This window comes from Nocardia barduliensis (genome assembly GCF_013315795.1).
GTDB lineage: Bacteria > Actinomycetota > Actinomycetes > Mycobacteriales > Mycobacteriaceae > Nocardia > Nocardia barduliensis.
Window position 1 is genome coordinate 48,542 of record NZ_JABLTE010000045.1, and the last position, 11,812, is coordinate 60,353.

Consider the following 11,812-nt stretch of genomic DNA (forward strand, 5'->3'; position numbering starts at 1 on the left):
GCGAACTGGTCTCGGTGGAGACGATTCGAACGCTACGCCGAGATCCCCGCGACCACGTCGACTAGTTCGACGCTCAGCCGTCCTCCCCGACTCCGGCGAGTATGTCGCGCAGGCGGTCGTTGTCGGCCGGCGTCCAGCCCTCGGGCGGCAGAATCGCGCTCCATGCGTCGGCGATGTCGACGACGTACGTGTGACCGTGGCCGTCGGGAACGCTGGTCGACACCGCCATGTCGGCGGCCACTTGCAGAAACGTCACGAACGGGTACCAGCGCGTGCTGTCGAGGACGTCGTACCCGCGCTGCTCCTGCAGCCAATCCGGCTCGTTCAAAACCAGTTTCGGGGACCACCAGACGATCGGATCCGAGGCATGCTGCAGATAGACCATCCGCGGCTGCCCCCACGGTGAGTCGGGGCGCGGAAGGTCCTGCGGTGCCCGCGCACCGAACCGCACTGTCTCCCCACGTTCATAGATCGGCAGCCACTCCGGCGAGCCCGGATCGCGGTTCGTGGTGACGTCGGTCCATATCTCGTTGGCGTTGGGGGGTCCCGTGAACAGCACGCCGTCGGTGCGCAGCTCGACGTTCTCGACGTCGCCGAATGCGCTTTCACCTCCGAAGGAGCCGAGGCTTTCACCCATGACGACGAGTTTCGGGCGAGTCTGCGATGGCAGTCGTTTCCATTTGTCGTACACGGCGTCGAATTGCGCCTCTCCGGCCTGACGGGCGCGCTCCCGGTCCACCAAGAACGACAGCCAACTCGGAAGGTAGGAGTACTGCAGCCCGACGATCGCGGTGTCGCCGTTGTACATGTACTCCAGCGCGGAGGCCAGACTCTCGTTGATCCAGCCGGTGCCGGTGGTGGTCGCCACGGCGACGACGGCGCGGTCGAAGCCGCCGGCGCGTTCGAGGTCGTCGGCTGCCAGCCGGGCGTTCTCCTGGATCGTCTGCCCCCCGCTGGCGAGCCCTGCGTAGGCCCGGATCGGCTCCAGCGCGGGGCGTCCCCCATGGAAAGCGGACAATTCCTCGACAGTGGATCCACGCGAGACGAACGCGCGGCCCTGCCTTCCCAGCGAATCCCAGCTGACGAGCGAGCCCGGTCCGCCCGAGCGCAGCGACGTGGTCGGCGGCTCGTCTCCGGCCTTGGTTTCTTGATTGAGAGCGGCGAAGGACTCATTGAGCCCGGACATGATCACGCGCACCGCCACCCCATTGACCAACACCACGAGTAGCGCCACCGTCACGACACCGATGATCGTCGCTGAGATCCGTCGCGGTACCACCCGGCTGACCTTGCGTTCGACCCCCGACACCGCGCGAGACAGCATCCGGGCCAGCGCCACCAACCCGACGAAAAGCAACACCGAAACAATCACCATGACGAGATAGCCCGGCCGAGGGAACGGCTCGGCATTCATCAGCGCCCGCAGGTCCGACTGCCAATCCCGGAACCAGGCGAGCATCAGCAAGGTTCCGATGATCCCGATGATCAAGACCACCCGACGCACGACCTTTTGCACACCGGGTGGCGCCTCGCGCTGCACGAGATACCGAACCAATTTCGAGCCGAGGACGCCGATGCCGTAGCCGATTGCCGCCGATAGCCCGGTGACCAGTCCTTGGAAGAACGGACCGCGCGGCAGCAACGTCGGTGTCAGCGACAGCCACACGAAGATCACTGCGATTAGCAGCCCACCGAACGAATAGCGGTGCGGCAGCCCGCGATGATGCCTACTCCGGACGCCGGAACCGGGTCCACGACCGGGTGCACTATCGGTCAGATTGGTTGGCACGCGGTAAGCGTAACCGTCACCGTACCGCGAACTCAGTAGGTTCTGGCAACTGTAGGGCAACTATGAATTCTCTCGGCGCGCAGCCACGTTTCCTGGTCGACGGTTGTCCCGTCATCGAGCGTCATCCGGCGGAATCCTCGATCCCGCCGAGCTGCGTGCCTCAGTGGCCGAGGAAGATCTTCACGATCACAACGGTCGCAGCGATGACCGTCAGCAGGACAGCACCGAATAGCGACTCTCGCGTCGGTCGCTCACCATTGAGCCGGCCGATGACGAACACAATGCCCCCGATGCGGATCAGAACGGTGATTTCCGCGACGACCTGCGCGGTCCTGGGCTCCAGCCACCCCAGCCATCCAGTCGCGAGAATGGTGCACGGTAGTACGGCGGAACTGAGGATCGGGACCGAGTTGCGCAAGTCGCGTATTTTCTCCGCCTTCGACAGTGCACTGCGCCGACGCACGCTGTGTCCGACTGTTTCGGCGAATACATGAGCGACGAACGTCGACAAAGCTGTCCCGAGGACCACGAGGATTCCTACGTGCTTGTCCCCCGCGGCGACCGGCACCAGTGCCGCGAGAACCAGGACGTTCCCGTAGACGTAGGCGCTGATGCGGCTGGCCGCATTGTCGCGATCCAGCGGCGCGGTGCGCGAGAACAAGGGCCCGTGCAACAACGCATGCGAATCGGCGTCCATCAGCCCTCTTCCTCGTCTGACCCTCCAGCCGCGTCGACCGCTTCCGGCGATCGGGCGCGTGCTGGTCCGCTGTCCTTCCTGCGCCGAACTTGTCGGGAACTGTAGACCTCGACACCGCGGCGCGGGATCCACCGGCGGGTGGTCATAGGCCCGGCACACCGCGGTCATCACGCACTCGGCGGCCTCGTGGGCTGTTGCCGCGGGGCAGCGACGCCGCGGCGAGTAATCCGACGATCCCCATGACGGCGAGGATGATCAACGCGGCCGCGTAGGCGTGACTTGTCAGGCCCGCGACCAGGATGGTCCCCGCGATGGCCGTGCCGAGTGCGGAGCCGAGGTTCGAGACGCTGCGTGACAATCCGGATATCTCCCCCTGCTGGTCCTCGTCGAAACTGGATTGGACGACAGTGACCGACGGGGTCAGCATGACGCCCAGCCCCACCCCGATCAGCAGCAGGCCAGGCGCGAAAGCCCACGGGTTGAGGGAGCGGCCTGCCAAAGCGAGCAACGCCCCGATACCCACGACTGTCACGATGAACCCGGCCATGATGAGAGTGCGCTGGGCTCGCCGCCGCGACAGCCGCGCCGCGGCCAGCGAGGACACCAGCAGCCCTACCGTGGCGGCGGTGAAGATGACGCCGGTCTGAATGGCGTTGTATCCCCGGACAACCTGCAGATATGCGGCGACTACGAAGGAAGTCCCCATCAGCATCAGCCATTGGACGTTCTGGGTGATCAGACCGAGGTTGGAAGTGCGGTTACGGAAAAGGCCGGTCGAGATCAACGGCTCGCGCCCAGCCCGTTCCTTCGCGCGGATCGAGAGGAAGAACCACGTCAAGACCACCGCCCCAGCGGCGAGCAGCCCGAACATCAGCCGGATGTCCTCGTCGGCGGCAAGGATCCCCATCACGAGCAAGACCAAGCCGATCGCAGACAATGCCGCGCCGGAGATGTCGAACGACTTGGCCGGGTCCGGTGACAACGGGTCGGTGATGCGGCGGCCGAGCAACACGATCAAGCCGACCACCAATGCTTGAAACGCGAAGGCCGCGCGCCAACTGAGTCCGGAGGTGATGAGCCCGCCGAGGAGGGGTCCCGCTGCGGCGCCGATCCCACCCATCGCCATGATCGCGCCGAACGCTCGTGCGCGAGAGCTTGCTTCGGTGAACAGCAGGGTCGTCATGATGTAGACGGGCGGTATCAGCATCGCGGTGCCGACACCCTCGAGAATCGAGTTGCCCAAGATGAGCACGCCCAGCCCAGGCGCGAGGGCGCTGAGCACCGCGCCGATGCCGTACACGATCAGGCCCGCCATGAAGCAACGTTTGCGGCCGTACCGGTCGGTGATCTTGCCACCCGGAATCATCAGCGCCGCCATCACCAACAGGAAGATCGTGATCACGGTCTGCACACCCTGCACGGTGGTGTCCAGATCAGCGCTGATGTCGTTGATCATCACATTCATGTTGGACCCGGCGAAGCTGCAGATGAACTGAGCGAGCGCCAGCGGAACAAGCGCTCCCCGGGGTGGGCTGGACACACCGGTCCCGGCCATTCGGCGGCTCGGCCTTTAACCGGACATCGCCGCCGGCTGAGCTTCGGCGCGGTCTAGTTGTTCGTCGAGAGCCATGGCGGCCGCGACCAGGGCCAGGTGGGTGAACGCCTGCGGGAAATTTCCCAACTGCTCGCCGGAGGGGCCGATCTCTTCGGCGAAGAGACCCACGTGATTGGCGTAGGTGAGCATCTTGTCGAAGGCATACCGGGCCTGGGCCAGCCGTCCCGCGCGGGCCAGCGCCTCCACATACAGGAAGCTGCACAGGTTGAAGGTGCCTTCTACGCCGCGCAGACCATCCGGGGACGCTTCGGGGTCATAGCGGTAGACCAGGCTGTCGCTGACCAATTCGTCGTCCATGGCATCCAGGGTGCTCAGCCACGCCGGATCCTTGGGAGACAGAAAACCCATTCTCGGCATCAGCAACAGCGACGCATCCAGCACATCGGTCGCGTAATGTTGCACGAACGCCTGCCGCTTCGAACTCCAGCCGCGTTCGACGATCTGCGAGAACACCTCGTCACGCGCCTGCGTCCAGCGGGCAATATTCGCCGGACGAGAAAAGTCGGTGGCCAACCGGACACCACGGTCGAACGCAACCCAAGTCATCAGACGGCTGTAGGTGAACTCCTGCTGCCCCCCGCGCGTCTCCCAGATTCCCTCGTCCGGCCGGTCCCAGTGCTCGGCCAGCCAGTCGGTGAGATTCGCGAACGACCTCCACCCCCAGATTCCACCGATGTCCGGAGACTGAGCCAAGGCGTCGGCAGCCTCACCATAGATATCGAGCTGAATCTGATCCGCCGCCGCATTGCCGACCCGCACCGGTGCCGAACCCCGATAGCCCTCCAAGTGGTCGAGTACCTCCTCCTCCAACCGCGGGTCGCCATCGATCCGGTACATGATCTGCAACGGCTCACCCGAGGCGGTATCGCCGGCATCGAGACGGTCGCGCAACCAGCGCCGAAAGGCGTAGGCCTCCTCGGTGAAGCCCAAATCGATCAGCGCGCGCACCGACAGGGATGCATCCCGAATCCAGGTATAGCGGTAATCCCAGTTGCGCTCGCCGCCCACTTGTTCGGGCAGGCCCATGGTCGCCGCGGCGATCGGCGCCCCACTCGGCGCGTAAGTCAGCAACTTCAATGTGATGGCCGAACGATTCACCATGTCCCGCCACCGGCCCCGATACTTGGACGAACGCAACCAGGACTGCCAGAAGCTGCGACACCGCTCCAAGTCGGCCGCCGTATCGTCCCGCCCCGGATGCGCAGGCGCCGAGCCCCCGCTCGCCATGCTGGTCAACGCCACTACCGCGGTTTGGCCTTCGGAGAGTGTGAACCGGGCGGTGATGTCCCCGTCGTCGGACTCCAGCGTCACCGGATCGGTCACCTGCAGATGCAGGTCCGTTCCCGGACCGTGGAAGACCGCCGCTCGGTCGTCGACCATTTCGAGTTGGTGCGACCCACGACCGTAGTCGAACCGCGGTCGGCAGACGAGAGTGAACGGCAGGGTTCCTCGCACCACCCGGACCACTCGCACCAACCGGTGTCGATCGGTGGCCACCGGATCCGTGATCGGGTCCATGAAGTCCCCGACCTCACCGACCCCGTCCGGCGCCATGAACCTGGTGACGAGAATGGCTGTGTCAGGCATATACAGCTGCCGAACCGCCGCGTTCTCCACCGCAGAATCGACGGCCAACCTACAGAAACCACCGCGCTCGCTGTCCAACAGCGACGCGAAAACGCTCGGCGAATCGAATCTCGGGGTGCACCACCAGTCGATCGTCCCCGCCGCCGAAACCAAAGCCGCAGTCTGCAGATCACCGACGATGCCATGCTCAGCGATCGAAGGATAAGCGTTCACAAGCACTCCTTTACTCATAAATATTGGACATCGCGCATAATCAGAAGTTGTCTCACCCCAACGCCGCCCACGCCATACGCAATCGCTCTTGTTCAGTGTGCGCTCCCGTCGCACGGAAAGGGAGGGCCCGGCAATAGCAGATCAGCTCGACAACGTACTTCTCCGGGGGTCTCGGTAACGCTCACAAGACGATCCAATCGGACAGTTGCCACTGCTCGGAGTGGTTTTTGCTCGAGGCTCCGACGCCAATCGACGGGCGCGGTTGCCAGCGCGGTCATCTGGAGTGCACTCCTACCGAACCGGCTTCGGCACCTGCAGACAAGTGAGACCGGGCAGTGTTATCGTGGTCTGGATCACACACAACGCGGTGTGTGATCTAAAGATTTCCGCTGGCCCTCTCCAGCCGTGGCGGGCGGAATTACCGAATGTAAGTGGCCACGCCTACGAGAAACAAGGGGGAGTCGCGAAGCCCGCCGAGTCGAGATGCGAAAATGCTTTCCATCAAACCCGTGCATACATCAGTCATCCTCGGAAGACAGCGCCTTTCGCGACTGCTCCGTAAATCACTCTTCGGAAACGGCTCACTCGGAGCCAGCCGACTGGTCTCCGATCAACCGCGCGGCGGTTACGGGCTGTTGCGCGATATCCGAACAGACGACCACACAGTAGAGGTGTGACATGGCCAGGACAACCGAACCCGACCAGTCCCCGACCAGACAGGCCGTCGCGGCCGGCACGTCGATCGGTGCGGCGGCCCTCTTGATGATCACCGGCATCGCCTCGATTCTTCAAGGAATCTCCGCGATCGCCAAAGACGAAATCTACGTAACAGGACCTGAGTACACCTACCAGTTCAACACAACCGGATGGGGATGGATCCATCTCGTCCTCGGCGTCCTCTTGGTGATCGCCGCACTCGGACTGATGACGGGAGCGGCCTGGGCAAGAGTGGTAGCCGTGATGCTCGCCAGTCTGTCCATCCTCGGCAACTTTCTGTGGCTCCCCTATTACCCAGGGTGGTCGATCCTTGTGATCGCACTCGACGTCGCGGTCATTTGGGCGGTCACCACCTGGCACCCAGCTCGCGCTTGATATGAGCGGATTCGCCGGGAGCTGCCGCCACACCGCTTCCGGCGTGTCAGCACGTCACATGCCGTCTCGCAATCGGCCGGAGTCCGCGCTGTTCGAGCGGCGCAGACGCTTACGCCATCGTCAGTACCTGTGGTCGACGAAGCGCGTGTGCGTAGTAGTCGACTCCCCCTCTGGACACTTCTGTCATGCATTTTCCGACACCGATATCGCCGCGTGTCGCCGTGGCCGGCGGTCGGGCGAATAGTCCGTGGCCCAGCGGAACATGATCAGCATCGAGACCTCTGTCCCGTTGTGCGGAGCGGCATTTTATGTCCTCTGCGGCAGGCCAATAGCGTCGGATTCATGGAGTGGAATTTCCGGTCGGCCGAAGAACTCGCGGCTGCTATGCGTGTCGGCGCGGTGACCTCGGTGGAACTGACCGACGAGGCGATCGCCCGTATCGAGCGCGACGACAAGATGATCAACGCGATCTGTGTGCCGGACTTCGACCGTGCGCGGGCCGCCGCACGCGATGCCGACCAGGCGCGCGCTCGCGGCGAGGACCGGCCGCTGCTCGGCATCCCGGTGACCGTCAAGGAGTCCTACAACATCGCCGGGCTGCCCACGACTTGGGGCATGCCGCCGCAGAGGAACTATGTGCCTGCCGAGGACGCGGTACAGGTGTCGCGGTTGAAGGCGGCCGGCGCGGTGTTGCTCGGTAAGACCAACGTGCCGTTGATGCTGCGAGACATCCAAAGCTTCAACGAGATCTACGGCACCACCAACAATCCCTGGGATCATGGCCGCACGTCGGGTGGGTCGTCCGGCGGTTCGGCGGCGGCCCTGGCGGCCGGATTCGGCGCGCTGTCCATCGGCTCGGACCTCGCCGGTTCGCTGCGCACCCCCGCGCATTTCTGCGGTGTCTACGCGCACAAGCCGACACTCGGGCTGGCGCCGACCCGCGGCATGGTCGCGCCGCCCGCGCCTGCCTCGCCGATCGACCTCGACCTCGCCGTCGTCGGCCCGATGGCGCGCACCGCCCGCGACCTCGCGCTGCTGCTCGACGTGATGGCCGGACCGGACCCGCTGACCCACGCCGTCGCCTACGACGTCGCACTGCCGCCCGCGCGCCACGAGCGGCTGTTGGACTTCCGTGTCCTGATCATCGAGGACCATCCGCTCATTCCGACCGGATCGGCGGTGCGGGTGGGCGTGAACCGGGTCGCCGAGGCGCTCGTCGACGAGGGCGCCCGCGTCGAACGGCGCAGTCCGCTGCTGCCCGATCCGACCGAAGCGGCGACGCTCTACATGCTGCTGATGCTGTCGAACGCCGCCGCGGGTATTTCCGTCGACGTGTACGAACAGCTGCAGATTCACGCCGCCGCCCTGCGTGCGGACGACCGGAGTCTCGATGCGGCGCGGTTGCGCGGCATGGTGCTCAGTCACCGCGACTGGGTCGAGGCGAACAACCGTCGCGAATTCCACCGCCACGGCTGGCGGCAGCTCTTCACCGAGTTCGACGCCGTGGTGTGCCCCATCACGCCCACTCCCGCCTTCCCGCACGACCACAACGGAGGTCTGGAGAACCGGCACATCGACATCGACGGCGTCGAGTACCCGTACTTCGACCAGCTCGTCTGGGCCGGTGTGGCCACCATGCCCGGCCTGCCCGCCACCGCCATACCCGCGGGCCGGTCCCCCGAGGGACTGCCGGTGGGAGTGCAGCTCATCGGTCCGATGTTCGAGGACCGCACCACACTGCGGCTGGCCGAACTGCTCGAGGAGAAGATCGGCGGCTTCCAGGCACCAGAATAGGGCGCACTACCGGGCGTCCGTCGCGCAGCTAATGTCCGTGCTCGGGCGCGGTCTGCAGTTCGGGCGCGGCCGCGGCCAGCAATGCGTCGCGGTCGCGGTTCAACGGAGGATAGATACGCCGGGTGTTGATGGCGCGCTTGGTGTCTTTGGCCTCCTCGCCGCACGCGACCACGTGGCGGTCCCAGCCCTCGGTATACACCGCTCCTGCCGTTCCTAGATCCAGGACCGTGACATACCAGGGGATCCGCAACGGCTTCATGGGCTTGCCGAGAAGATCGCCGATGACGTTGTATCCGGCCCATCGGCCCATCGGGCGGCTGTGCTGGCAGGACATCACCGACATATGCTCGTCGTCCATTCGTGCGGCGGCGACGTCACCGGCGGCGAATACCCCGGGCACACCGCAGACCCGCAGATATTCGTCGACGGGGAGTCGACCCAGCCGGTCACGGTCGACGCCGAAGTCTGCGGTCAGCGGGTTGGCCCGCATGCCTGCGCACCAGACTACGGTGGCGGCGGTCACCACTTCACCCGAGGAGAGCGTCACGCCGCGTTCATCGATGGCGACGACCCCGACGCCCAACCTGGTCTCGATCCCGATGTAGGCCAGCGCCGCCTCGATGACCGGTCGCGCCGAGGCGCCCATGTCCGAGCCGACGAACGGGTTGCGGTCGACCAGGATGACCCGCGGTGCGACGGCACGCGTGGCGAAGACGTCGGCGAGCATCGCGGGCAGCTCGGTCGCTTCTTCGATCCCCGTCAAACCTGCCCCGACGACGACTACTGTCGCGGCCGCTGGGTCGTCGGGGTCCTCGGCAAGCCTGCGCAGGTGGGCTTGCAGTCCGGCCGCTGCGTCATGGGTGTCGATGTCGAAACCGAACTCCCGCAGGCCTGGGATATCGGGTTTGACCACCTGGCTGCCCACCGCGAGCACCAGCCGGTCGTAGCCGTGAGCGCCCGCGGTGGATTCCACGACCCGCGCCACCGGGTCGATCGCCGTCACTTCGCCGATGATGTGCTCGATTCCGACCGGATCCAGAAGAGCGCTCAGTGGGAGGCGGGACGTGCTCAGATCGGTCTCGTAGTCGCGCACGCGGATGTCGTGGTATGGAGTGGAACTGATCATCGTGACATCGACGGTTCCGGCCGCCACACCGAGCTCATCGAGCCTCCGGGCCGCCGCGAGCGCCGCCCACAGACCCGCGAATCCGGACCCGAGGACCACGACACGCGAAGGGGCGGTCTCCGCAGCGCGCTGCACATCGTCATTCTAATTACTCCGGCCGGACTACTTGATCGTTGACGCTGCTGGTCAGGGCGCTGAAGCTGGGCCCGCCGGCACGGGATGCCCGGGGCGAGGGCAACGGTCTCGCACTATGTGATGACCGACGTGGCCGGGTCGATCGATCGACGAACGGTATCGGTTGTGCGGCGGATCGGTGGAGATGCTGATCGTCAGTGTCACGGGAGGTGCGTAGCTGCCGCATGCTGGCGAAATAGGTCGGCCCAGCATCTGGCAGAAGGGAGATGGACGGTGGCAGTGGGACGTCGTCGGCTGCTGATCGGCTTCGCCGGTGTGGGCGGCCTCGGCCTGGCCGGATGCGGGTGGGCGCGAGACTTGGCGCCGCCACCCGAACCCGCCACCATCCGATTCGATCCCGCACCCGGCACCCGCGATGTCGAAGCGCGCAGTCCCGCCACGATCACCGTCACCGACGGGACGCTGCGGTCGGTCGAATGGATCGATGAAACGGGCAGATCGCTGCCCGGCGCATGGGCACCCGATCATCGATCCTGGACCAGCGCCGAACCACTCGGCTACGGACACACCTACACAGCGAAAGCCGTGGCGCACGGCGAAACCGGCGATGTCACCGCGACGACCACCTGCACCACAGTGCGACCGCGACAGCTCATCGACGTCTCCCTACGCTCTGCCAATCTCGTCGAGCTGGCCGAAAACGACACCTATGGAGTAGGTTTCGTGCTCGTCGCCCATTTCGACGAACCCGTGGATCGGGTCGCCGGTGAACGCCACCTGAAGGTCACCACCCAGCCGGCCGTCACCGGTGCGTGGTACTGGCTCGATGATCAGAACGCACACTGGCGGCCGGAGCACTATCACGCACCGGGAACCAGGATCACGGTCATGGCCGAACTCTTCGGCCGCGCGCTCGGCGAGGGCCGCTACGGACTGCGCGACCAACAGGTTTCAGTGACCATCGGGCCCGCGCACGTCGCGATCGCCGACGACAGCACCAAGCAGATCGATGTCTTCGACAACGGAAAACTCGTGCGCACCATGCCCACATCGATGGGCATGGGCGGCACCGCGGTCGTCGGCGGCACAGTCATGTCGTTCTGGACCCGCCCGGGCATCTACACCGTGCTGGACCAAATGAACCCGGTGATCATGGACTCCGCCACCTACGGCCTGCCCACCAACTCCGCGCTCGGCTACCGCACGAGCATCAACCACGCGGTCCGCATCAGCCACGACGGAATCTTCGTGCACGAACTGGCCTCGAGCATGTGGGCCCAAGGCAACACCAACGTCTCACACGGCTGCCTGAACCTCTCCCCTGCCGACGCCGCATGGTTCTATGACTTCGTCATCCCCGGCGACGTGGTCGAGGTCCGCAACACCGGCGGCGACCCCCTCGATATCTGGCACAACGGCGACTGGAGCCTCCCGTGGACCGACTGGCTCCGCGGTGGCGCCCACCCATGACACGTGTCGATGGCCAGTTGATTTCTCCCCATGGGCGGCCGGTTGTTCTCCCGTTGGTAGCCAGTCGCGGGTCCCCGACGGCGGCCGGGTGTCCCTCTGGCCCCGAGGCGGATTTGAGCCGAAGACCCCATGGCAGCGAGCATCACCAGGACTGAAGGTTTTGACCTGCCGTTTCTTGACCGCCGAGTCGTCAGCGATAAAGGTCGGGCGCGGTGGGGTATGCGGCTTGCCCTTCGGAACTGAGGATGCCCGAGTCAGGTCAGGAGCTATCAGTCGTTCAGCCTGGAGTGGGGC

8 protein-coding genes are annotated in these 11,812 nt (G+C 65.3%); 3 read left to right on the forward strand and 5 right to left on the reverse strand.

What is annotated here, in order from left to right; translation table 11 throughout:
* Nucleotides 1–73: 73 nt before the first annotated feature.
* From HOV91_RS20415 to HOV91_RS20430, 4 genes are all read right to left on the reverse strand, one after another.
* Entirely contained in the window at nucleotides 74–1,777 is a 1,704-nt protein-coding gene (locus tag HOV91_RS20415) for an alpha/beta hydrolase (RefSeq protein ID WP_174187013.1), read from the reverse strand.
* Nucleotides 1,778–1,949: 172 nt separating this feature from the next.
* Nucleotides 1,950–2,486, reverse strand: a complete 537-nt coding sequence (locus tag HOV91_RS20420; RefSeq protein WP_174187005.1) for a hypothetical protein — start codon at nucleotides 2,484–2,486, stop codon at nucleotides 1,950–1,952.
* A gap of 142 nt (nucleotides 2,487–2,628) precedes the next feature.
* A complete protein-coding gene (locus HOV91_RS20425; RefSeq protein ID WP_174187006.1) occupies nucleotides 2,629–4,041 on the reverse strand; it encodes an MFS transporter in 1,413 nt (470 codons plus the stop codon).
* 15 nt (nucleotides 4,042–4,056) lie between these two features.
* Nucleotides 4,057–5,919 (reverse strand): glycoside hydrolase family 15 protein, encoded by a 1,863-nt coding sequence (locus HOV91_RS20430; RefSeq protein ID WP_217440840.1) that lies wholly within the window; start codon nucleotides 5,917–5,919, stop codon nucleotides 4,057–4,059.
* A gap of 660 nt (nucleotides 5,920–6,579) precedes the next feature.
* Here HOV91_RS20430 and HOV91_RS20435 point away from each other — a divergent pair.
* Nucleotides 6,580–6,993: a DUF7144 family membrane protein gene (locus HOV91_RS20435; RefSeq protein WP_174187007.1), complete on the forward strand. Its 414-nt coding sequence runs from the start codon at nucleotides 6,580–6,582 to the stop codon at nucleotides 6,991–6,993.
* A gap of 291 nt (nucleotides 6,994–7,284) precedes the next feature.
* The gene (locus HOV91_RS20440) at nucleotides 7,285–8,787 is read left to right on the forward strand and encodes an amidase (protein ID WP_312884713.1); all 1,503 of its coding nucleotides are present in this window, start codon (nucleotides 7,285–7,287) and stop codon (nucleotides 8,785–8,787) included.
* A 28-nt stretch (nucleotides 8,788–8,815) separates the two neighbouring features.
* Here HOV91_RS20440 and HOV91_RS20445 read toward each other — a convergent pair whose 3' ends face one another.
* Entirely contained in the window at nucleotides 8,816–10,048 is a 1,233-nt protein-coding gene (locus tag HOV91_RS20445; protein WP_174187008.1) for an NAD(P)/FAD-dependent oxidoreductase, read from the reverse strand.
* 273 nt (nucleotides 10,049–10,321) lie between these two features.
* Here HOV91_RS20445 and HOV91_RS20450 point away from each other — a divergent pair, with 273 nt between their 5' ends.
* Nucleotides 10,322–11,518, forward strand: coding sequence for a L,D-transpeptidase (locus HOV91_RS20450; protein WP_312884714.1), 1,197 nt, complete (start codon nucleotides 10,322–10,324; stop codon nucleotides 11,516–11,518).
* The last annotated feature ends 294 nt before the right edge of the window (nucleotides 11,519–11,812 follow it).

What these genes read in the sequence shown, in the direction of transcription:
- HOV91_RS20420 (WP_174187005.1), bottom strand. Translation starts at nt 2,486, where the DNA reads ATGGACGCCGATTCGCATGCGTTGTTGCACGGGCCCTTGTTCTCGCGC.
- HOV91_RS20425 (WP_174187006.1), bottom strand. Translation starts at nt 4,041, where the DNA reads ATGGCCGGGACCGGTGTGTCCAGCCCACCCCGGGGAGCGCTTGTTCCG.
- HOV91_RS20430 (WP_217440840.1), bottom strand. Translation starts at nt 5,919, where the DNA reads ATGAGTAAAGGAGTGCTTGTGAACGCTTATCCTTCGATCGCTGAGCAT.
- HOV91_RS20435 (WP_174187007.1), top strand. Translation starts at nt 6,580, where the DNA reads ATGGCCAGGACAACCGAACCCGACCAGTCCCCGACCAGACAGGCCGTC.